Below are 21,095 nucleotides of genomic sequence, written 5' to 3'. Positions count from 1 at the left end.
GGCGGCATCGCCGCAGCCGGCAGGCTCGCGCCGGCTGCGGGGGTGGTCAGACCAGGAGCAGGGTCTTGCCCAGCGCGCTTCGGCTTTCGATCGCAGCATGCGCGTCCGCCGCGTGCTCCAGTGGGAAGGTCTGACCGATGATCGGCCGGACTCGGCCCGCGACCGCCTCTGCCATCACCTGTGCGGCCCACTGGTGCATCCGCGGCCGAAACCCGTACAGCTGCTCGATGCCGATCACCTCGACTCCGCGCCGTTGCGCCTCCACGGAGTCGATCGCTGTCAGCTGACCGCTGGACGCGCCGTGCACGGAGAACCGGCTGTGACGGGCCGTCACCCCGAACGCGGCCCGGCCGATCTCGCCGCCCACACCGTCGAACACGACATCGACTCCCGCGCCGCCGGTCGCCTGGAGGACCTGCTCGGTCCAGTCCGGCGCGGAGTAGTCAACCGCGGCCTCGGCCCCCAGGCTGCGGATCAGGTCGAGCTTGCGCTCCCCGCGGGCGATCCCGATGACCCGGGCCCCGGCTGCCCGCGCCAACTGGACCAGCAGGCTGCCGACACCGCCGGCCGCCGCCTCGACCAGCACCCACTCCCCTGGAACGATCCGGGCTCCCTCGACCAGGCCTGTCGCGGTGCTGCCGTCCGTGTGCAAGGCCGCGGCCTCGCGCAGGCCCAGCCCCTCGGGTATCGGGATCAGGCTCTCCGCCTCGGCCGCCACCCGCTCGGCGAAGGCACCTGTCGCCCCGGCGTCGGCCAGCACGAGCCGGCCGGTCCAGCTCGGATCGATCCCTTCCCCGGTCCCGCTCACCCGGCCGGCCACCATGCCGCCCGGCACGTACGGCAGGTCGGGTTTGACGTGCCACTGGTCGACGCCACGGCGAATCTGCGTCTCGACGAACGTGATGCCCACGACGGACACCTCGACCATCACCTGTCCCGGTCCGACGACCGGCTCTGCTCCCTCGCCCGGAACCAGCACCTCCGGGCCCCCGAAACGCACCGCCTGCACCGTCCGCATTCTGATCACTCTCCTGTCTGGGTGACTACGACTCTGCGGCTCACAGCACGCAGTTCCGGCCCTCGGCCCCGCATCAGGCGGATCGACGCGTCAATCCGGCGGCGTCGGGGTCGATGCCCCAGCTGAAGATCGTGCGGGGACGGATGCGGATCAGTTCGGCGCTGACGTGTTCGCTGCCGCGCTCCTGGCCGGTCAGGGCCTCGGCCCGGCCGCGGATCTCGACGCCGCGCACCTGCCAGGGGTCGACCGAGGCGATGTCGTCGATGATGAAGGCGACCTCGCCGGTCTTGGCGACGTTGCGGAACTTGCGGCTGGCACCCAGGTTCCAGCCGTCGATGTCGATCGTTCCGAGGTCGGTGTTCGCACGGTAGCAAACCGCGTTGTTCTGCAAGGTTCCGTCGCCCGCGAGGGTCGCGAGGCGGCCCAGGCGCTGCGTCTGGAAATAGGCCAGTTCGGCGTCGGTGAAGTTCATGGCCTCAAGGTAGAAGTTCAAGTCGACTTGAGGTCAAGTGCCGGAAGTTCCCGCACCGGCTCGACCTGAGAGCTGATCAGGCGGCTCGCTCGACGCTCCACAGCGGCACGTGCTCGAAAAAGGTGACCGCCTCCGCGCGCCACCGCGAGCGCCAGCCGGCGGCCACCGTGGAAGCCTGCTCCGCGTAGCGGCGCATGTCCGCCCGCATGCCGGCCGCCACACCACGGTTCTCACCGATCTCCCGGATGGCGGCGATGGTTTCGGGCGGGCAGGACGGGTCGCCGAGCGCGGCCTGCAGCACCGCACGCTCGGTGCCCGAGACGGCGGACAGCAGGGCGCTGACGGTGTAACTCTGCTTCCCGGCGCGGATGTCGGTGCCGGTCGGCTTGCCCATGGCTGCCGCGTCCCCGAACAGGTCCAGGTAGTCGTCGCGCAGCTGCCCGCAGATCCCCACCAGCCGTGCATAGTCGCGCAGTTCGGGCATGAAGAGGTCCGGTTGCCCACCCGCGGCCAGCAGCCCGAGCCGCATGGGCGCGAGGACCGAATAGCGGGCGGACTTGTAGTCGGCCACGCTGTGCAGGACCTCCTCGCTCGCGGTGGCGGTGAAATCGCGCTCCAGATCGACGATCTGGCCCACGAACGTGTCGGCCGCCGCCTGCGCCTGCACCTCCACCATGGCCTGCCGCAGGGTGACGGGCACCTTCGCGTCGAGCAGCACCCGCAAGGACAGGGCAAGTGCGAGGTCGCCCGCGAGCACGGCGAGACCAAGGGCCGTCTGCGGGTGGCCGGGGAAGCGCTCACGGTAGGCGTAGTAGGTGGACGGGCCGCCGCGGCGGGTGGGGCTGTCGTCGATGAGGTCGTCGTGCACCAGGCCGTGGGTCTGCAGCAGTTCGATGCTCAGCGCCGCGGCGTCGAGTCCGTCGACCGGCTCGGCAGTCACCAGCCGAGCCGCCTCGTGCAGCAGGACGACCCGCATCCGCTTCCCACCGCGCAAGGACAACTCCCGCAGCAACTGCAGGCATTCGGGAGTGAAACGGCTGAAGGAGGGCGCATCGATCCCAGAGCTCAAGGCGTCGAAGTACTCCTCGAAGAGCCTGTTGAACCGCTGCTCGTATCCGGCGACACGATCGAGAACCTGCTGGGACATGGCGAGTTCTCCCTGCTCGGGTGCGATGTCAGGAAGTGTATGGGGTGGCGGTGACCGTCAGTCCGCATCGACCGGCTCGACGGCCCGCTCTTCCTCCTCGCCCGTGTCAGCGCTGCTCCCACTGCTCCTTGGTGATCTCGTACCGCACGCCCCCGTGCTCGGCGCCGTCGATCATCGCCATGTCGGGAGGAACGGGGACGGTGTCAGCGAGCCTCATCGCGAGCTTCTCCATGACATTGCGCGAACCGCGGTTCACGGTCATCGTTTCGGCCCAGACCGTCCGCACTCCGAGCTCGGTGAACCCCTTGCGCAGCAGAGCCTGCGAAACCTCGGTGGCGTAACCACGGCCCCAGGACGCCTGCCGCAGCCGGTAGCCGAGTTCGGCCTCGTCCCGCGGGCCATCCCGCTCGGGACGCAGGCAGAACCAGCCGACGAACGCGCCACCGTCCCTCTCGTACGCGGCGAACAGGCCGAGTTCGCCGTCCCAGCGCTCGTAGCCCGCGATGATGTTCGGCAGGTGACGCTCGCGGACGATCTCCGGGGCGGGCGCCTCGCCCCCGGTCAGGTAGCGCATCACCGCCGGGTCGCTGTCCAGCTCGATCAGCAGGTCCGCGTCGTCGGCCGTGAAACGACGCAGGGTCAGGCGCTCGGTCTCCAGATAGGTATCCACGGAGCGGATCCTGCCCGAGGCAGGCAGCGCCGCTCAACGGCTTTTCCGGCGGGGCCTGAGGGGGATGCCGGAGCCGCCCGTCCGGGGTGCGGCAGGGGTCTGCCGCACCCCGGACGGGTCGGATCAGGGTCGGATCAGGGCCGGGTCAGCCCTTGGTGAAGTAGCCGTAGAGGTCGGCGATGGCGTGCGAGTGGCCGGCGTGGTTGTACAGGTCGATCTGGTTCTGGCCGACGGGCGCGGTGGCCTGGATGGAGATGGTCTGGCCCGCGGCGAAGTTGAGGTTGCTGGCAACCGGCCGGGCGATGCCGTGGGGGTAGACGCCGAAGAAGCTGTCCGTGTCGCTCTGGGTGGTGGTGACGTTCAGCACGGCGGCGTCGGCGCCCTGGGGCACACCGGTGATGGCGATCGCCTGGTCCGGGCCGACCGGGGTGCCGGGGCTCTGCCGGGTGTCCAGCAGGCGGCTCGGGCTGAGCGGGTGGAAGAGGTCGGGAGCGGTCGGGCTGTAGTAACCGGCCAGGTCGACGATCGCGTCGGCGGTGCCGGACCAGTTGTGAACGGTGATCTTGCCGTCCTTGCCGATCGGCACGATGGCCTGGTTCGAAAGGGTTTGGCCGGCGCCGAAGTTGAGGTTGGAGGTGGCCGGCCGGTTGGTGCCCGCGGGGTAGGCGGTGAAGTAGCCGCCGGTGGTGGAGCGGGTGGTGGTGAGGTTCAGGACGGCGGCGGTGGCGTCCGCGGGGACGTCGTTCCGGCCGGTGATCTGGACGTCGACGGTTCCCCCCTGACCGAGGGGACCGCCACCGTTGCGGGTGTCGAGCAGCCGCACGGGGTTGAGCGGTGCGAACTTGTTGACGGAGGCAGGGCTGTAGTAGCCGGCGACATCGACCAGGACGTCGAAGTCGTCCGTGTTGGTCCACAGGTAGACGCGCCCGTCCGGGCCGACCGGTGCGGTCACCAGATTGGCGATCGTCTGCTTGGCAGTGAAGTTGACCGCGGAGGCGGCCGGGCGGGCATCGTCGTTCGGCTCGACGGCCAGGAAGCCGTCGTGCGAGGGGTTGACCACGGTGACGTTGAGCACCACGGCGGAGCTGCCCTGCGGCAGTTGGAACGGACCGGTGCTGCCCTGGCCCAGCGCGAGCACCTTCTCGCCGCCGCCCTGGTGGGTTCCGGTGTTCCAGGAGCGGCTGCCGCCGGGGTTGCGCGTGTCCAGGACACGGGTGGCGCCGACCGGGGTGTAGCCGGAGGCGGGGTACACCCCGAGCTGCTGGAGCCAGGGGCCGAGGTCGTCCACCCGGGTGTCGGAGGCACCGGTGCGGGTCTCGCTGGAGCCGAGGCAACCACCCTGCCAGGAGCGGCTGTTGATGGCGGCGAGCTCCAGGTGGCCGGCCACCTGCCGGACTGCCGGGCCGCCGGTGTCGCCCTTGCAGACGGTCGCGTCGGCGGGAGCCTTGGCAGCGATGTCGATGCCGGTGGCCTTGACCCCGGAGACGGTGAAGGCGGCAGCGTGGAGCTTGTTGGGGACCCACTCGGTCTTGGTCCGGCCGAAGCCGGCAACCGTGAGGGTGTCGCCCTGGGTGGGGGCCGTGGCACCGACGGAGAGCAGGGCCGTGCCGGTGGCGGGCGTCGCCAGGCGAGCCATGACCAGGTCGCGGTCGGCGCGGGGCACCAGCTCGACGACCTCGATGGTGTGTCCGCCGCCGGCCGTCAGGTCGGTGCGGCCGACCGTGACCGTGGTCTTGTCCTTCGGCTTGCCGGCGGGAACGGCGGTGCTCCCAGCGGGGTTGTCGGCGAAGCAGCTGGCGGCGGTGATGACCCAGGACGGGTCGATCAGAGCGCCGGAGCAGGCGCGGGTGCCGCCGATGTCGATCTTGGCGGTGAAGGAGAAGTCACCGTCAGCGGCGGGATCGCCGACGACCGCGTTGGCGGTGGTGGAGAACCCCACGGTCAGCGCACCCGCGGTGAGGGCGGTCGTGAGCAGGCCGGTCATCCACGCGAGCTGTGGACGTGTGTTGAGCATGTGTGGTCACCCGTTGGTTGTCGAGGAGTCGGAGAGCCGGCGGTCGGAGAGCCGGGGCGGAGAAGAGGGCCGCGGCGGTCAGGCGGTGACGCGCAGGGCGACCATGACGGACGGTGCGCCGCCGATGGTCCCTTCACCCACGCTCTGGTAGCCGCCCTGCGCGACCTTGACGGACTGGGTGTTGCCCGCGGCGCTGAGGTCGGCGCTGATCGGGTGGTCCACCGTCTCCAGGCCGAAGACCCGGGGAATCTCCAGAGTGAGGTAGCCGGTCTTGGCGCTGACCTGGAAGCAGACGTCGCCGTTGCGGCTCAGCACCCGGATCTGCTGGGTCGGGCTGCCGCAGTCGGTCAGCATGATGTGCCCGTCACCCTTGATCAGCTTGATGCCCCGCTCCTGCAGGATGTCCGCCGCACCCGGGTAGGAGAAGTCCTCCACCGCGGGGGGCGGGGTGTCCGCGGTGGAGGCTGCAGTAGCAGCGGGGGCGGCGGGCGTGGCGGCGGACGCCAGCACCGGCACGGCGAAGACCGTCGCCATGGTGCCGACGGCCGCGGCGAGGAACAGTTTGCGGGCGCGCGAAGTCATCAGGATTCCCTTGGGGATGAACAGAAAAGGTAGGGGATTGCACCTGACCCGCTCCTGGAAGGGGTGTCTGCAAAGAGCACGGGTGCCGGGGCAAACTATCTGGCTCGCGGCGTCGGTTCGTCAAGTCAATTGCAACCGGATGTTGGTGAGCGAACGTCAGACAGGTCAGAGCGGCGGGTAATTATCGGGAAGCAGCCGAAAGGCGGGTTGGCAGGCGCCGACCGGAGGGCCTGCTGCCCAGAATGCCCGAATTAACCCCCGCCGAATGGCTGATCTTCTGACGCGAAGTCAAGGACGGATAAAGACACGGTTAAGCTCCGCTGGTGCCGATATTCGGTGCTGGCAGCAGGTGGTTGCCATACAGCGAGATGAGTGTTGCCTTGACACGTGGATTGCGTTGGAAGGGCGACGGGGGGAATGGGTCTCGCGCTATACGCGTGCTGTGCCTCCCTCTGTTGTCCTCCGCTCTCCTGGCAGGAATGATCAGCGTCACACCGCCGGCCTGGGCGGACAGTGGCACCGGCACCGGCATCAGTGCGGCCGGCAGTCCGATCCCGCAGACCGAACGCGGCAAGCTGGTCCAGCTGTGGATCAACGGCGGGCCCGGGGTCAGGGCCGCCGCCGAGGTCGCCCTCACCGGCAAGGACGAGGACGTGCAGCGCGTCCTGAAGGAGGCGCCCCAGGAGGAGTTCCAGGACCAGCGGGTCGCCGCCGCCCAGATCGCCACCGTCGGCGGCCAGGGTCTGCAGGAGGCCGCCCGCAAGGCGCTGTCCGCCACGCCGGACCAGCTCGCGGCCTTCCTGAAGGACGGCTGGAAGGCCCCGCTGCAGCAGGACCAGCGGGTCCGCGTCGCACAGATCGTCAGCACCGGCGGTCCCGGGGTCCAGGAGACCGGCCGGGCGGCGCTGAACGGCACCCCCGACGACGTCAGCGCGTTCCTGGAGCAGGGCCAGTACGACCAGCGCGACCAGGACGAGCGGGTCCAGCTCGCCCAGATCCTGAGCGTGGGCGGCCCCTCGGTGCTGGCGGCCGGCCGGATCGCGCTGGACGGTACGGCGGCCGACATCCACGAGTTCCTGCAGGTCGGGCAGTACGTGGCCCGCAACCGCGACCAGGAGAGCGCCACCGTCGCCCAGCTCGCCCAGCAGGCGAAGGAGGCGGGGGCCCAGGCCGCGGCCGAGACCCAGGCCGCCAAGGAGGCGTCCGCCCGCGCGGTCACCGCCGCCCAACTGGCCAAGGACGCGGCCGTGAAGGCCGCCGGTGAGACCGAGGCCGCCAAGAACGACGCCCAGCACGCCTCCGCCGCCGCCGGACGCGCGGCGGAAGCGGCCGACCAGGCCGCCGACGCCGCGCAGCAGGCCATCGGCGCGGCCACCGCCGCGAACGACTCCGCTCGCGTGGCGGCGAGCGCCGCCGCCCAGGCCGCCAGCGCCGCCGCCGGCGCCGCACAGGCCGCCGCCAACGCCCGCAGCGCGGCCGCCGACGCCGCGACCAACGCCGGCCAGGCGGCGACCGCCCGTAAGGCCGCGGAAGACGCCCGCATCGCCGCCGCGGGCGCCAACGAGGCGGCGGATGCCGCTGACCAGGCCGGCATCGCCGCGTCCGCCGCCGGCGATGCCGCGAAGGCCGCGGCCGACGCCGGTGGCAACGCCAACGCCGCAGCGGACGCCGCCGACCAGGCCAGCACCCTCGCCGACCAGGCGGGTGCCCACTCCGCCACCGCGGCCCAGGCGGCCTCCTCGGCCCGCCGCCATGCCAAGGAGGCGATCCGCGCGGCCAAGGCCGCCCAGGGGCTCGCCGACCAGGCCGCGAGTGCCGCGGGCGAGGCCCGCGATGCCGCCCGATCGGCAGCCACGCACGCCACCGCAGCGGCCGCGGCAGCCGACGACGCGGCTGCCCACGCCGGCGACGCGGCAACCGCCGCCGACCAGGCCACCGCCCACGCCACGGCCGCCAAGCAGGCGGCCGACGAGGCGAGCGCGGCGGTCACCAAGGCCCAGGCGACCCACAAGCTGGTCGACCAGGTCGAGGACGAGGAGCGGACCAGCCGGACCAACGAGGGCGTGGAGAAGGCCAAGGACCTCAAGGCACAGGCCGACCTGCGCACCGCCGCCCAGGCGGGCGCGGCCCAGCAGGCCAAGGACCTCGACGCGCAGGCCCAGCAGCTGGCGACGCAGGCCGCCCAGCCCGGGGCCGACACCGCGGACATCGCCGCCAAGGGCCGCAAGGTCGCACTCCAGGTGCTGAAGACCCGCGGTCCCTGGAGCCAGAGCGCCGCCGAGGTCGCCCTCGCCGGCTCGGACCAGGACGTCGCCACGTACGTCCGCACCGGCCGGCACGACGCCGCGCAGCAGGACGAACGCGCCGCCGTCGAACGCCTCTCGCTGGTCACCAGGTCGGACCGGATCGCGACCGCCGCGCAGACGGCCCTCGACAGCAACGACCCCACCAAGGTCGCGGACTTCCTGGCCGACGGTCAGTACCAGGTCGCCGTCCAGGACCTGCGCGTGTACATCGCGAAGGCCGTCTCCGGCGGCGGACCCGGTGTCCAGCAGGCGGGCCGGGCCGCGCTCGACGCCGGGACCACGGACGCCTACCGCGCGTTCATATCCACCGGCCTGGACGCCGCCCGCTACCAGGACGACCGGGTCCGCGCCGCCCAGCTCGTCGACAGCGGCACCCCCGAGGTCAAGTCCGCCGCCCGGATCGCCCTGGAGGGCCCCGCTCCCCTGCTGCACGCCTTCATCCAGGTCGGTCAGTACCAGGCCCAGCGCAAGGACCAGCTCGCCGCCACTCACACCGCGCAGATCCAGCGGCTGATCGCCCAGGCCGCCGGCGTCGCGGCCACCGCCCAGCAGGACGCGGCCGAGGCCGGCCGGGCCGCAGCCACCGCCCGCAACGCGGCCGCCGAGGCCGCCGACTACAGCCGGCAGGCGCAGGCCTCGGCCGCCGATGCCAAGAAGGACGCGGACCAGGCCGCCCAGGCCGCAACCGACGCCGAAGCGTCGGCGACGAGCGCGGCGCAGTCCGCCAAGACCGCCTGGCAGGCCCAGGCCGACGCCGACGACGCGGCCGGCCGCGCGGTCAACTCCGCGGCCAGCGCCCAGTACTCCGCGAACTGGTCACGCGCGTCCGCCGACGACGCCAGGACCGTCGCCGAACAGGCCCGCGCCTCCTCCTTCACCGCGCTGCACGATGCGACGGCCGCCGGCAAGGCGTACCAGGACGCGTACGTCACCGCCGTCACCAAGCGCGAGGCCGAGCTGGCCGAGTGGCGCAAGATGCAGGACGCGCTGCGGAAGAAGGCCGCGGACCAGCAACAGCAGCCCAAGCAGGACGACAGCTGGATCCCGAGCTGGCTCTCCGACGGTGCCACCACGGTGTGGGACTACAGCAAGCCGTTCCTCAACAAGGACCTCTGGACCGGAGTCGGCGAGACGGCCATCGGTCAACTCATGGTGGGCGTCGGTGCGTCGGGGGACTTCGCGGGCGGCGTCCTGTGCGTCACCGGAGTCGGCTGCCTGGCCGGCGCCCCGGCCATCGCCGCCAGCACCGGCCTCGTCGTCGGTGGCGCCTACACCATGACGGACGGCGTCGGGCGCTTCTCGGACGGCCTGCGGGTCGCCCTGCGCGACGCCGAGGCGAGCGGCGGCGCCGACGGCGGGAGCGTCAGCGGCAACGCCGGGATGGACGGACTGGTCAAGGTGGACAAGGCGGATCCCGCCGCCGACGCCCTGGCAAAGAAGATCGGCGGTGAATCGCGGGTCAGGTTCGCGAACTCGAGCGATCCAAGAGAATACGATGTGATCAGCGACCAGTACGTTGCGCAGTCGAAGCCGGCCGGGTTCAGCCTGGGCAGCGACTTCCGGAACCAGGCGAAGGCGACCTTCGTTGCCGCGCTGCGGACCGGCCGGACCCCGTACTTCCACTTCGAGGGACCGCCGAAGCCGGGCGTGATAGCAAAGTTGCAGGAGTACGCGCAGCGGTACGGCCTCCAGCCCGTGATCGACACCGACCCGCTGGGAGGGTGACCCGCATGTACGAGTTTCACGGATGGTTCGGCATCGCCGAGTCCGCGGAAGAAGCCGACGCCGGCTCGCTGGCAGAAGGCGTGGAGAGTCTGCGGGAGCGGATCTCGGAGATCCACTGGGCCACCGCAGAAGCCCGACTGAGCTGCCACAACGGGGAGTTCTTCCTGAACGTCGACGGCCTGGTCAACCGGCGCAGGGACGAGGCCGAGGAGTTGCGGGCACTGCTGGACCATGTGGCCGGCCGGTTCCCGGGGTCCTGGGGCCTCCTCTATGAGCGGTCGGACGACTTGGACGGCCCGCCCGGCCCCGGGGCCTTCCGGGTGAGTGTCATGGCGAGGGGGGTCATCACGGAACGCCTCGACCCGTTCCTGTCGCCCTGCCGCCCGACGATCGAGGACTGACGCGACGACGAACGCGGCTCCGGATGATCAGGGTCACTGAGACCGGTGATCACGCTCCGGGGCCGCGTTCAGCGCGCGGCGCCGGTGTGCGATGTCTTCCGGGTCCCAGCCCGGGTGGGGTACCGACGCCAGTAGCAGACGGGTGTACGGGTGCTCGGGCGCCGTCAGCAGGTCGGGCAGCGCGCGGTGCTCGACCGGGCGGCCCTGCCACAGGACCAGGGCCTCGTCGCAGACGTACCGCACCACGGCGAGGTCGTGGCTGACGAAGACCAGGCCGATGCCGGCCTCGCGGCGGATGTCGGTCAGGAGGTTGAGCACCTGGGCCTGGACCGAGACGTCCAGGGCGGAGACCGCCTCGTCGAGGACCAGCACCGCCGGCTCGACCGCGAGAGCCCGGGCGATCGCGGCGCGCTGGCGCTGGCCGCCGGAGAGCCGGCGTGGGTGGGCGGCGGCCTCGCGACTGCCGAGGCCGACCTGGGCGAGCAGTTCGCGGACCCGGGTGGCGCGGGCCGGGCGGTCGCGGTGGCCGTGCAGCCGCAGCACGCCGTCGAGGGTGTCGCCGATGGTCAGCCGCGGGTCCAGGGAGAGGTACGGGTCCTGGTAGACCATCTGCACGGCCTTGGCCCGGGCCAGCCGCGCCGCACGACCGTGCACGGCGGGCGCCAGTGGCCTGCCGAGGACCGTGATCGTGCCGGCGTCCGGGCGCTCCAGGCCGACCAGCATCCGGGCGGTGGTCGTCTTGCCGGAGCCGGACTCGCCGACCAGTCCCAGCGCACCGCCGGGCGGCAGCGAGAACGAGACCCCGTCGACGGCGAGCGTGCGGCCGAACTCCTTGCGCAGTCCGGTGACCTCCAGCAGCGCTTTCACGGGTGGACCTCCTCGGTATCGGTGGGGGACGGGATCTCGGCCACGCGCACGCAGGCCACCGCCCGGCTGGCGTCGCCGGAGTTGTCGACCAGTGGCAACAGGGCCGGTGCCTCCTGGTCGCACCGCCCGACCGAGGCGAACGCGCAGCGCGGTGCGAACGCGCACCCCGGCGCCGCCTCGTCCAGGCCGATCGGCGTGCCGGGCACCGGTCGGAGCCGCTCCAGCGGGCCCGCCAGCGGCGGGGTCGATCCGAGCAGGCCGATCGTGTAGGGGTGCCGCGGCCGGGCGAACAGCTCCGCCGCCGTCGCGTGCTCCACGATCCGCCCCGCGTACATCACGTACACCCGGTCGCAGCTCGCCGCCGCCAGCTCGATGTCATGGGTGATCAGCAGCAGGCCGAGGCCCCGGTCACGCTGGAGCCGGCCGAGCAGCGCGAGGATCTCCGCCTGGGTGCTGACGTCGAGGGCGGTGGTCGGCTCGTCGCAGAGCAGCAGGCGCGGCTCGCCGACCAGCGCGCCGGCGATCATGACGCGCTGCAGCATCCCGCCCGACAGCTGGTGCGGGTACCGCCCCAGCTGGCGCGACGGCTCCGGCAGGCCGACGGCCGCCAGCAGCTCGACCGCACGCTCCTCGGCCCGGCGCCGCGTCCAGCGGTGCGTCAGGCGCAGTGGCTCGGTGAGGAAGTCGCCGATCCGGCGGACCGGGTTGATGCCCGCGCGAGGGTCCTGGAAGATCATCGACACCGCGGCGGACCGGACCGCGCGCAGCCGGGCCTGGCCCGCACCGAGCACGTCCTCCCCCTCCACCAGCACCCGGCCGCCGTACCGCGCACCCGCCGGGAGCAGCCCGAGCGCGGCCCGCGCGGTCACCGACTTCCCGGAGCCCGACTCCCCGACCAGCCCCACGACCTCACCGGCCGCCACCCGCAGGCCGACCGCGTCGAGCACGGGCCGCGCGGTGCCGGGCAGTTCGACCGTCAGGCCGTCGATCTCCAGCAGCGGGCCGATATCCCGCAGCGGGCCGATCTCCAGCAATGAGCCGCTCACCGTGTGCCCCTCTCTCCCAGCCGCTCGCCGACCACGTTGAACGCCACCACCGTCGCCACCACGGCCACCACCGGCACCACCGCCGAGAGCGGCTGCCCGGCCAGCACGGCCGACTGCGCGTGGTTGATCATCGCGCCCCAGTCCGGCGTCGGCGGCTGCACGCCGAGCCCCAGGAACGAGAGCGCGGCCAGGTCCAGCAACGCGTAGCCGAAGTTGACGGTGGACATCGCGAGCACGGTCGGTGCGATGTTCGGCAGCAGGCCGCGGACCGCGACGTAGGCCGGCGCATGGCCCTGGACCAGGTACGCGGCGACGTACGGACGGGTCTTCTCCTGGCCGGTCAGGCCGCGCACCAGACGGGCGGTGTAGGGCAGGTAGGCGATGGCCATGCCCAGCACCGGTGCGCCCAGCCCCTTGCCGAACAGCGCCACGGCGAGGATCGCCAGCAGCAGCGACGGGAAGGCGAAGAGGATGTCGAGCACCCGGCTGATCACCGCGTCCACCCAGCCGCCGCGCCAGCCGCTGAAGAGCCCGACGGCGATGCCGCCGACGCTGGAGAAGACGACGACGCCGAGCGGGCCGAGCAGGCTGGTCCTGGCTCCCTCCAGCAGGGCGGAGAAGGTGTCGTGGCCGCCCTGGTCGGTGCCGAGCCAGTGCGCGGCGCCCGGCCCGGCCATGGTGTCGGCGAAGTCGCCGACCGTCGGGTCCTGCGGTGCCAGCCACGGCGCGAGCAGCGCCACCACGACCAGGACGGCCAGCAGGCCCAGGCAGAGCCGGAACAGCCGGTCCCGGCCGGCGAGTCGGTGCAGCACCCGGCCGACGACCGGACGGACCGTGGAAATACCGGTGTCGGTGCTCATCGCAGGCCCCCGCCCGTTCTGCCGACCCGCGGGTCGATCAGCGGATACAGCAGGTCCACCGCCGTGTTGACCAGCACGAAGGCCGCGACCACCAGCAGCACCAGCGCCTGCACGACCTGGAAGTCGAGCTCGTCCACGCACTGCACCAGCAGCGAGCCGATCCCGGACATCCCGAAGGCGGTCTCCACGATCGCGGTGCTGACGAGCATGCCCGAGACCAGCAGGCCGGAGACGGTGACGATCGGCCCGAGCGCGTTGCGGAACACGTGGCGGCGCAGCACGGCGAACCGCGGCGTGCCCCGGCTGAGCGCCACCTCGACGTGCTCGCGGCCGAGTTGGTCCAGCATCGCGCTGCGGGTGACCCGGGTGACCAGGGCCATGAAGGTCACCGCGAGCGCGATCGCGGGCAGCACCACGTGGTGCAACTGGTCCAGCAGGCCGGTGCCGTTGCCGATGGTGGGGAACCAGCCCAGCCTCACCCCGAACACGGACCGCAGCACGATCGCCGCGGCGAAGGACGGGACGGCCGCGCCGACGGTGACCAGCATCAGCACGGTGCCGTCCGTCCGGGTGCCGCGGCGTAGCGCCCCGAGCGCGCCCGCGCCGATGCCGACCACGGCGATCAGCACGGTGGCGACGGCGACCAGCAGGAGCGAGGCGGGCAGCCGGGCCGCGATGACGGCGCCGACGCTCTGGTGGAACAGGTAGGAGCGGCCGAAGTCGCCGTGCAGCACGGCGTCCAGCCAGTGCCAGTAGCGCAGCAGGAAGGGCTGGTCGAAGCCGAACTGGTGGCGGATCGAGGCGAGTTCGGAGGGGCTCGGGCTGCGTCCGCGGACCAGGAAGGAGACCGGGTCGCCGGGCGCGAGGTAGAGCGAGGAGAAGACCAGGAACGAGGTGATCAGCAGCGTCACGGCGGTGCCGGCCAGCTTGCGCAGGATGGCGAGCGCCAGGCTCATCCCTTGGCCCCGATTCCCTTGGCCCCGATCTCGGCGGCCCAGGGGTAGTACAGGTAGTCGATCGAGGGCTGCAGGCCGGTGATCCGGTTGCCGAGGAAGACCGAGACCGGCTCGGTGTAGAGCGGCAGCCAGGGCAGTTGGTCCATCGCGATCTGCTGGGCCTTGGCCGCCGCGGCGGCGTGTGCGGCCGGATCCGCGGTGCCGACGGCCTCGTTGACGGCGGCGTCGAACTGCGGGTCCGACCAGTTGCCGTAGTTGCTGAACGCACCGGTCTGCAGCGAACCGTACATGTCCAGCGGGTCGGTGATCGAGGTGTACCAGAAGGTCTCGAAGAGGTCGATGCCCTTGCGCGCGGCCGGGTCGGTGAAGAGCGCGGTGTACTTGTCCGGCGAGATGGTGTCGATCTGCGGCTTCAACCCGATGGCGGTCGCGGCCTGTTCGACGGCCTGGGTGATGATCGTGCTCTGCGAGTCGAGCGGGCTGCTGGCGATGACCACCGACTGGCCGTTCACGCCTGCGCTCGCGGCGAGTTGCCGGGCTTTGGCCGGGTCGTACGGGTACTGCGGCAGGCCCTTCAGCAGCGGATCGACGGTGCTCTGCGGGCTGTTGTTCCAGTTGTTGCGGGTGACCAGCGAGTCGGCCACCTCGCCGACCCCGCCCACGCCGGCCTTGACGATGCCCTTGCGGTCGATCGCCATCAGCAGCGCCTGCCGCACCCGCGCGTCGCCGAGCGGGCCCTTGAGGTTGCCCACCACCTCGTCGGCGACCGTGGTGTTCTGGCCGTAGTACAGCTTTCCCTTGTCGGAGCGGGCCAGTTGCGCGTAGGAGTCGGCCGGGACCATCCAGCCGCCGTCCACCTCACCGCTCTGGAAGGCGTTGACCCGGGCGGTCTCGTCGGAGAGGAAGACGAACTTCACCTGCTTCGCCTTGGCCCGCAGCGACGGGTCCCAGTAGTCGTCGAACCGCTTGAGCACGATCGACTGCCCGGGGGTCCAGGACGAGAACGCGAACGGGCCGGTGCAGTTGACGCCCTTCGCGGGGTTGCCGTAGTCCTTGCCGTCCGCCTGCAGCGTGGCGGCGGACTCGACGGTGCCGGGGCCGGCGGCCATGTACTCGTTGAAGGTGGCGTCGGGGGTGTCGAGCGTGACCGTGACCTGCATCGGGCCGGTCCGGTCCACGGACTTGACGTTGCGGAAGGGGTAGGCCCAGTCGCTGCCCAGGCTCGGATCGAGATTGCGGCGCAGCGAGGCGACCACGTCGTCGGCGGTCAGCGGCGTGCCGTCGTGGAAGTGGACGCCGCTGCGGATCGTGTAGACCCAGGTGGTGGGGGTGGGGTTGGCGAACGCGGTGGCCAGACCGGGCGAGGTGGTCAGGTCCGGGTTCCAGCGCAGCAGGCTCTCGCAGACGTTGGCCAGCACCGTGTTGGGCGGGTAGTCGAAGGAGAAGGCGTAGTCGATCGAGACCGGCTCGGCGAACAGCGACCAGGTGAAGGAGTCGACGTCGCCGACGGCCTGCGCGGTGCGGGCGGTCAGCTGGTAGCGGGCGCCGCCGGCCGCCGAGCCGCCCTGGTGGGCGGTGCCGCTGCACGAGGTCAGCGCGAGGGCGGCGAGCGGGAGAGCGGCCAGGGCGGCTCGGCGCGGTCTGGTTCGGGTCAGCGGTCTTGTTCTGGTCAGCGTTCTGGTCACGGGGGGAGCCTCCGGAAGCAGAAAAACGTCATGTGGTCAGCTGGTGGTGACGTGGACGGCCCGACCGTCGACGAAGGTCATCCGGACCCTGGCGGAGCCGATCTCCTCGACCGGTCCCGCGAACGGATCCCGGTCGAGCACCACCAGATCGGCGCACTTGCCGGGTTCGACGGTCCCGGTCTCGGCGTCGAGGTGGTTCGCCCAGGCGCTGCCGGCGGTGTAGGCGGTGAAGGCCTGGGCGAGCGTCAGCGCCTGTTCCGGGTAGAAGGGCCGCCGAGCGGCGCCGCCGCGCTGGGTCTGATGGTGGGGACCCACCTGGTGCCGGGGAGCCGAGCGGTTGACGGCGACGTGCATGCCCCAGAGCGGGTTGGGGCTGCTCACCGACCAGTCACTGCCCGCGACGATCCGCGCGCCGGCGCGGGCCAGGTCGCCGAACGGGTACTGCAGGGCGGCTCGTTCGGGGCCGAGGAAGGGGATGGTGAGCTCGTCCATCTGCGGCTCGTGGGCCGCCCAGAGGGCCTGGATGTTGGCGGCGGCACCGAGTTCGGCGAACCGCTTGATGTCATCCGGGTGGACGACCTGGAGGTGCGCGAGGTGGTGCCGGTTGTCGTTGGCGCCGTTCGCGCTCCGGGCCAGCTCCAGCGCGTCGAGCACCTCGCGGACGGCCCGGTCGCCGAGGGCGTGGAAGTGCAACTGGAAGCCGAGCGCGTCGAGTTGCGGCACCGCGGCGCGGAGCACGGCCGGATCGACAAAGCTGAGGCCGGAGTTGGCGGTGGCGCAGCCGCAGGCATCGAGGTAGGGCTCCAGCATGCTCGCGGTGAAGTTCTCCGCGATGCCGTCCTGCATGATCTTGACGGTGGTGGCGTTGAACCGGCCGACCCGGCCGTGCAGCCGGCGCTCCACCAGCTCGGGGATCTGTTCGAGACCGCGCCGGCGGTCCCACCAGAGCGCGCCGACCACGCGGGCCAGCAGCGATCCGTCGCGGGCGGCATCGAGGTAGACGGGGTAGTTGTCCGGATTGCCGGGGAAGCTGCCGATCATGGCGTCCTGCCAGGCGGTGACGCCGAGCGAGAACAGGTACCGCTGGGCGGCCAGCAGCCCGGCCCGCGCCTCGGCGGGGGTGGCGGCGGGGACGTGCCGGGCCACCAGGTCCATGGCGCCCTCCTGGAGGGTGCCGATCGGGGTGCCGTCCGGCTCCCGCTCGATCCGGCCGTCGGCCGGGTCAGCGGTGTCGCGGCCCACGCCGGCCAGCTCCAGGGCGCGGGTGTTGACCCAGGCGCCGTGCCCGTCGCGGTTGGTGAGCAGCACCGGGCGGTGCGGGACGACGGCGTCGAGCATGACCCGGGTGGGGATGCCGTCGGGGAAGACGTCCATCGACCAGCCGCCGCCGCAGATCCACTCGGCGTCCGGGTGCTCGGCCGCGTAGCCGGCGACGGCCGCCAGGTAGTCGTCGATGCTGCGCCGGCCGGACAGGTCGCAGCGGAGCAACTGCACCCCGGCGACCACCGGATGCACATGGGCGTCCTGGAAGCCCGGCGCCAGCAGCCCGCCGTCGAGGTCGATCACCTCGGTGGCCGGGCCGGTCAGCTGCTCGCGCAGCTCGCGCTCGTCGCCGACCGCCTGGATGAGTCCGTCGCGGACGGCGACGGCGGCCGGCACCGGCGCGCCGCCGGTCGCGGTGAACACCCGGCCGCCGCGAAAGAGTAAGTCGGCAGCATGACGTGACGGTTCTTCAGCATTCATCCGCTGTTCCCTCCCGAGTGGTGGTGAAGAGGAGTGAAGCGCTGCGCAACGGTGTTGTCAACGGTAGTGTCAACACTGTTGCGCGCAGCCGGGGCCGCGTCGCTACACTGGCGGCACCATGTCGAAGTCAGCCTCGAACCCGTCCCCCTCGCAGGCCGCGGCGGCGCCCTCCCGCGCGCGCAACCGGCGCTCGGGGAGCCAGCTCAGTCCCGAAACGATCATCGAAGCGAGCCTGCGGATCGCCGCCCGCGGCGGCGCCGACGCCTTCACCGTGCGACGCCTCGGCGAGGAGCTCGGCGCCGATCCGACCGCCGTCTACCGCCACTTCCGCGACAAGGACGACCTGCTGCTGGAAGTAGCCGACCGCACCCTCGGCGAGGTGCTGGACAGCATCCCCGATGGCCTGGGCTGGCAGGACCGGATCCGCGCCCTGGCCGACGGCTCGCTCGCGGTCGCGCTCAAGTACCCGGCCGTCGCCTCGGCGATGGCCAGCCGGACCACCCGCCGGACCAACGAGTTCCGCATCGTCGAGCTGATCCTCGGTGCGGTCACCGAGGCCGGCCTGACCGGCGCCGAGGCGGCGGTCCACTACCGGATGGTCGGCGACTCGCTGCTCGCCCTGGTCGGCCAGCGCGCGGCCTACCTGCTCTTCTCCCCCGAGGCACGAGCGGCGGACGAAGCGTCCTGGACCCGGGAGTACCGGCTGGTCGATCCGGTCGCGTTCCCCCAGATCACGACGGTGGCCAAGGAGTTGGCGCAGGTCACCCAGGACGGCGTCTACCGGGTCCGGGTCGAGGCGCTGATCACGGCGATCGAGCGACGGGCGGCGGAGCTGGCCGCCGTCCCCGGCAAGGGCCGGTAGGAGCCAATCTGCGCAACGTTGTTGACAACACCGTTGCGGCGCCGTTCACTCCTGGTCAACAGTTCGATCCCCCAGAGAGGGGCTCTGCCATGGACCGGGAACCAGCCAGACCGAACACCCCATCCACCACCCGCACCACCACCACCCGCACCGGGATGCCGGCCGGCCTCGGCCTCGCCTTCTCGCTGGAGGGCGAGGCCCGACGGCGCGGCATGCCCGTCGCCGAGGTCGCCGGCGAGCGGGCCGAGCGGGCCGAGCGGGCCGCGCACCAGCTGAGCCGCCGTCAACTCCTGGCCGCCGGCGCAGGTGCGGCCGCCGCCGCCTCGCTGGCCGGGGCCGCCCACGCGGCCGCCGCGCCGGACCCCGCCGCGGCCGCGAACTCCGTCACCGCGCCACGCGTCGTGATCGTCGGCGCGGGCCTGGCGGGGCTGCGCTGCGCGCACCAGCTCTGGACCGGCGCGCGGCCGCTCGCCGGCACCGTCTACGAGGCCGACACCACCCACCTCGGCGGCCGGTGCTGGTCGCTGCGCGGCTACTTCGCCGACGGCATGGTCAGCGAGCACGGCGGCTCGTTCATCAGTTCCACCGACACCGCCGTGCTCCGGCTCGCCTCCTCCTTCGGCCTCAAGACCGAGTACGCCAACGGCGGTTCGCTCGACTCGGGCGACTACGCCGGCCGGATCGACGGCGCGCGGTACGACGGCCCGCAGCAGCAGGCCGACTGGGTCGCCGAGGCCTACCCCGCCTTCGCCGCCTCCTACGCCGCCATGGGCACCCCGCGCTGGAACGGCGCGACAGCGGAGGGGCAGCGGCTCGACCGGCTCTCCTGCCTCGACTACCTGGCCGAGATCGGCCTGCCCGCCGGCTCCGCGCTGAACCTGCTCATCCAGTCGATCCAGTTGCAGGGCGGTGGCGAGCCCGCGCAGGCCTCGGCGATCGGCATGATCGGATTCCTGGGTGGCTCCGCGACCTTCGACGGCGCCCCCGGATTCGACGAGAAGTACCATATCGTCGGCGGCAACGACCAGCTGGTCAGCACCATGGTCGCGCACCTGCCCCCGGGCACCGTGCAGCAGGGCTACCGGCTGGTGGCCGTGGCGCAGACAAGCAACGGCAGCTACACCTGCACCTTCGACCGCACCGACGGCGGCGGGTCCAGCGTCTGCGTCCAGGCGGACCACCTGGTCCTCGCGCTGCCGTTCAGCACCCTGCGCACCGTGGACCTCTCCAGGGCCGGCCTCTCGCCGTTGAAGCTGCAGGCGATCCAGTGCCAGGGCATGGGCCAGAACGCGAAGCTGGTCACCCAGCTGCGGACCAAGACCTGGCCCGCCCTGGGCTACAACGGCATCAGCAACACCGCCCCGAGCGGCTACCAGACCGCCTGGGACGGCTCGGTGCAGCTCGGGCCCGGCGGCGGCCCGGCACTGCTGGTCAACTTCCCCGGTGGGAACACCGCCCGCAGCGTCCTCACCGGCGCCGCCCACGGCCCGGCGCCGGCCGCCGACGTGAACCGGTTCCTCGGCCAGATCGAGCAGGTCTACCCCGGCACCACGGCCGCCTACAACGGCCTCGCCTACGAGGACCACTGGTCGCTCGACCCGTGGCACCTCGGCGCCTACCACTACTACGAGGTCGGGCAGTACACCACGATCGCCGGCTACGAGGCGGCCCAGGAGGGCGGGATCCACTTCGCCGGCGAGCACACCGACGTCGACAACGCGACCCTCAACGCGGCCGTGGCGTCGGGCGAGCGGGTGGCGGCGGAGATCACGGCGCAGGTCTGAGCTCACGGGCCGCTGCTCGCACGATATATAACGGTCTCTCATCTTCGCCTTGGTGAAGGCCTGTTGTGGGTAGGTACCCGGTCCGGCCCACGGATCGCGGGCCGTCGGGGTCGAGACGGTGCGCGAGGTGTCCGTGGCGAGTGGTCCTGACAGCGCTGCCGGCGCGGACGCGCTGCTGCAGCTCAGGAGAGTCAACAAGCACTACGGGCAGGCGCACGTGCTGCGCGACGTCGATCTCGATGTGCGGCCGGGCGAGGTCGTGGTGCTGCTGGGCGCCTCCGGATCCGGCAAGTCGACGCTCTGCCGGTGCGTGAACCGGCTGGAGACCATCGACTCCGGCGAGATCATCCTGGACGGCACCCCGATCCCGGCCGAAGGCCGCGAACTCGCCCGTCTGCGCGCCCAGGTCGGCATGGTGTTCCAGTCGTTCAACCTGTTCGGGCACCGGACCGTGCTGGACAACATCACGCTCGCGCCGGTCCGGGTGCGCGGGCTGCCCCGCGAGCAGGCCGAGGCCCGCGCGCGGGAGCTGCTCGACCGGGTCGGGCTCGCCGACAAGGCCGCCGCGCACCCGGCCGAGCTCTCCGGCGGGCAGCAGCAACGCGTCGCGATCGCCCGGACCCTGGCGATGGACCCGCGGCTGATCCTGTTCGACGAACCCACCTCCGCACTGGATCCCGAGATGATCGGCGAAGTGCTGGCGGTGATGACCGAACTCGCCGCCGAGGGCATGACCATGCTCGTGGTGACGCACGAGATGGGATTCGCCCGCCGCGCCGCCGATCGGGTGGCGTTCATGGACCAGGGCCGGATCGTGGAGACCGCGCCGCCCGACGTCTTCTTCGATCACCCGGACACCGACCGCGCCCGCGACTTCCTCGCCAAGATCCTGCGGCACTGACGGCCGACCCTGATCGCCGCACCACCTGTGGGCTCCCAACGCCAGCAAGGAGACTC

General features: G+C 72.0%; 17 protein-coding genes. 5 read left to right on the top strand and 12 right to left on the bottom strand.

Annotated features, from left to right (window positions below):
• Positions 1-46 precede the first annotated feature (46 nt).
• The 6 genes from AC060L_RS21600 to AC060L_RS21575 form a co-directional block, all read right to left on the bottom strand.
• Positions 47-1,018, bottom strand: a complete 972-nt coding sequence (locus tag AC060L_RS21600) for a zinc-binding dehydrogenase (protein ID WP_483800482.1) — start codon at positions 1,016-1,018, stop codon at positions 47-49.
• Between the two features lie 73 nt (positions 1,019-1,091).
• Positions 1,092-1,490, bottom strand: a complete 399-nt coding sequence (locus AC060L_RS21595; protein WP_483800481.1) for a PPOX class F420-dependent oxidoreductase — start codon at positions 1,488-1,490, stop codon at positions 1,092-1,094.
• Positions 1,491-1,566: 76 nt separating this feature from the next.
• Entirely contained in the window at positions 1,567-2,637 is a 1,071-nt protein-coding gene (locus AC060L_RS21590; protein WP_483800480.1) for a polyprenyl synthetase family protein, read from the bottom strand.
• A 106-nt stretch (positions 2,638-2,743) separates the two neighbouring features.
• A complete protein-coding gene (locus tag AC060L_RS21585; RefSeq protein ID WP_483800479.1) occupies positions 2,744-3,307 on the bottom strand; it encodes a GNAT family N-acetyltransferase in 564 nt (187 codons plus the stop codon).
• Positions 3,308-3,452: 145 nt separating this feature from the next.
• On the bottom strand, positions 3,453-5,321 hold the full coding sequence (locus tag AC060L_RS21580; RefSeq protein WP_483800478.1) for a S1 family peptidase: 1,869 nt from the start codon (positions 5,319-5,321) through the stop codon (positions 3,453-3,455).
• 78 nt (positions 5,322-5,399) lie between these two features.
• A complete protein-coding gene (locus tag AC060L_RS21575; protein WP_483800477.1) occupies positions 5,400-5,903 on the bottom strand; it encodes a hypothetical protein in 504 nt (167 codons plus the stop codon).
• A gap of 479 nt (positions 5,904-6,382) precedes the next feature.
• Here AC060L_RS21575 and AC060L_RS21570 point away from each other — a divergent pair, with 479 nt between their 5' ends.
• A complete protein-coding gene (locus AC060L_RS21570; RefSeq protein WP_483800476.1) occupies positions 6,383-9,934 on the top strand; it encodes a restriction endonuclease fold toxin in 3,552 nt (1,183 codons plus the stop codon).
• Between the two features lie 5 nt (positions 9,935-9,939).
• Positions 9,940-10,335 carry an Imm7 family immunity protein gene (locus AC060L_RS21565; RefSeq protein WP_483800475.1) on the top strand — a complete coding sequence of 132 codons (396 nt, stop codon included), beginning with the start codon at positions 9,940-9,942 and terminating at the stop codon, positions 10,333-10,335.
• A gap of 33 nt (positions 10,336-10,368) precedes the next feature.
• On the opposite strand, the gene AC060L_RS21560 is transcribed toward AC060L_RS21565, so the two are convergent.
• Genes AC060L_RS21560 through AC060L_RS21535 form a run of 6 tightly spaced genes read right to left on the bottom strand, consistent with a single transcriptional unit; the run spans position 10,369 to position 17,492 of the window.
• Positions 10,369-11,202 carry an ABC transporter ATP-binding protein gene (locus tag AC060L_RS21560; RefSeq protein ID WP_483800474.1) on the bottom strand — a complete coding sequence of 278 codons (834 nt, stop codon included), beginning with the start codon at positions 11,200-11,202 and terminating at the stop codon, positions 10,369-10,371.
• On the bottom strand, positions 11,199-12,248 hold the full coding sequence (locus AC060L_RS21555; protein ID WP_483800473.1) for an ABC transporter ATP-binding protein: 1,050 nt from the start codon (positions 12,246-12,248) through the stop codon (positions 11,199-11,201). Before AC060L_RS21555 ends, AC060L_RS21560 begins: the two co-directional genes overlap by 4 nt.
• Positions 12,245-13,108 (bottom strand): ABC transporter permease, encoded by an 864-nt coding sequence (locus tag AC060L_RS21550; protein ID WP_483800472.1) that lies wholly within the window; start codon positions 13,106-13,108, stop codon positions 12,245-12,247. The genes AC060L_RS21555 and AC060L_RS21550 overlap by 4 nt, the downstream gene beginning before the upstream one ends.
• Complete coding sequence (locus tag AC060L_RS21545; protein ID WP_483800471.1) at positions 13,105-14,064, bottom strand: ABC transporter permease; 960 nt, start codon at positions 14,062-14,064, stop codon at positions 13,105-13,107. Before AC060L_RS21545 ends, AC060L_RS21550 begins: the two co-directional genes overlap by 4 nt.
• Entirely contained in the window at positions 14,061-15,749 is a 1,689-nt protein-coding gene (locus AC060L_RS21540; protein WP_483800470.1) for an ABC transporter substrate-binding protein, read from the bottom strand. Before AC060L_RS21540 ends, AC060L_RS21545 begins: the two co-directional genes overlap by 4 nt.
• Before the next feature lie 36 nt (positions 15,750-15,785).
• Entirely contained in the window at positions 15,786-17,492 is a 1,707-nt protein-coding gene (locus AC060L_RS21535) for an amidohydrolase (protein WP_483800469.1), read from the bottom strand.
• Positions 17,493-17,610: 118 nt separating this feature from the next.
• On the opposite strand from AC060L_RS21535, the gene AC060L_RS21530 reads away from it, so the two are divergent.
• From AC060L_RS21530 to AC060L_RS21520, 3 genes are all read left to right on the top strand, one after another.
• A complete protein-coding gene (locus tag AC060L_RS21530) occupies positions 17,611-18,354 on the top strand; it encodes a TetR/AcrR family transcriptional regulator (protein ID WP_483800468.1) in 744 nt (247 codons plus the stop codon).
• Between the two features lie 89 nt (positions 18,355-18,443).
• Positions 18,444-20,138, top strand: coding sequence for a flavin monoamine oxidase family protein (locus AC060L_RS21525; RefSeq protein WP_483800467.1), 1,695 nt, complete (start codon positions 18,444-18,446; stop codon positions 20,136-20,138).
• Positions 20,139-20,271: 133 nt separating this feature from the next.
• On the top strand, positions 20,272-21,039 hold the full coding sequence (locus AC060L_RS21520; protein WP_483800517.1) for an amino acid ABC transporter ATP-binding protein: 768 nt from the start codon (positions 20,272-20,274) through the stop codon (positions 21,037-21,039).
• Positions 21,040-21,095 lie beyond the last annotated feature (56 nt).

The organism is Kitasatospora sp. NEAU-69 (assembly GCF_057158765.1).
The sequence above is the reverse complement of the archived record's forward strand: the minus strand, read 5'-3'. Positions and strand labels throughout refer to the sequence as shown.

Bases quoted from the DNA above. Each gene is read 5' to 3' on its own strand.
- AC060L_RS21525 (WP_483800467.1), top strand. From the start codon at position 18,444: ATGGACCGGGAACCAGCCAGACCGAACACCCCATCCACCACCCGCACC.
- AC060L_RS21545 (WP_483800471.1), bottom strand. From the start codon at position 14,064: ATGAGCCTGGCGCTCGCCATCCTGCGCAAGCTGGCCGGCACCGCCGTG.
- AC060L_RS21570 (WP_483800476.1), top strand. From the start codon at position 6,383: ATGATCAGCGTCACACCGCCGGCCTGGGCGGACAGTGGCACCGGCACC.
- AC060L_RS21600 (WP_483800482.1), bottom strand. From the start codon at position 1,018: ATGCGGACGGTGCAGGCGGTGCGTTTCGGGGGCCCGGAGGTGCTGGTT.
- AC060L_RS21550 (WP_483800472.1), bottom strand. From the start codon at position 13,108: ATGAGCACCGACACCGGTATTTCCACGGTCCGTCCGGTCGTCGGCCGG.
- AC060L_RS21530 (WP_483800468.1), top strand. From the start codon at position 17,611: ATGTCGAAGTCAGCCTCGAACCCGTCCCCCTCGCAGGCCGCGGCGGCG.
- AC060L_RS21535 (WP_483800469.1), bottom strand. From the start codon at position 17,492: ATGAATGCTGAAGAACCGTCACGTCATGCTGCCGACTTACTCTTTCGC.
- AC060L_RS21590 (WP_483800480.1), bottom strand. From the start codon at position 2,637: ATGTCCCAGCAGGTTCTCGATCGTGTCGCCGGATACGAGCAGCGGTTC.
- AC060L_RS21565 (WP_483800475.1), top strand. From the start codon at position 9,940: ATGTACGAGTTTCACGGATGGTTCGGCATCGCCGAGTCCGCGGAAGAA.
- AC060L_RS21595 (WP_483800481.1), bottom strand. From the start codon at position 1,490: ATGAACTTCACCGACGCCGAACTGGCCTATTTCCAGACGCAGCGCCTG.
- AC060L_RS21580 (WP_483800478.1), bottom strand. From the start codon at position 5,321: ATGCTCAACACACGTCCACAGCTCGCGTGGATGACCGGCCTGCTCACG.
- AC060L_RS21575 (WP_483800477.1), bottom strand. From the start codon at position 5,903: ATGACTTCGCGCGCCCGCAAACTGTTCCTCGCCGCGGCCGTCGGCACC.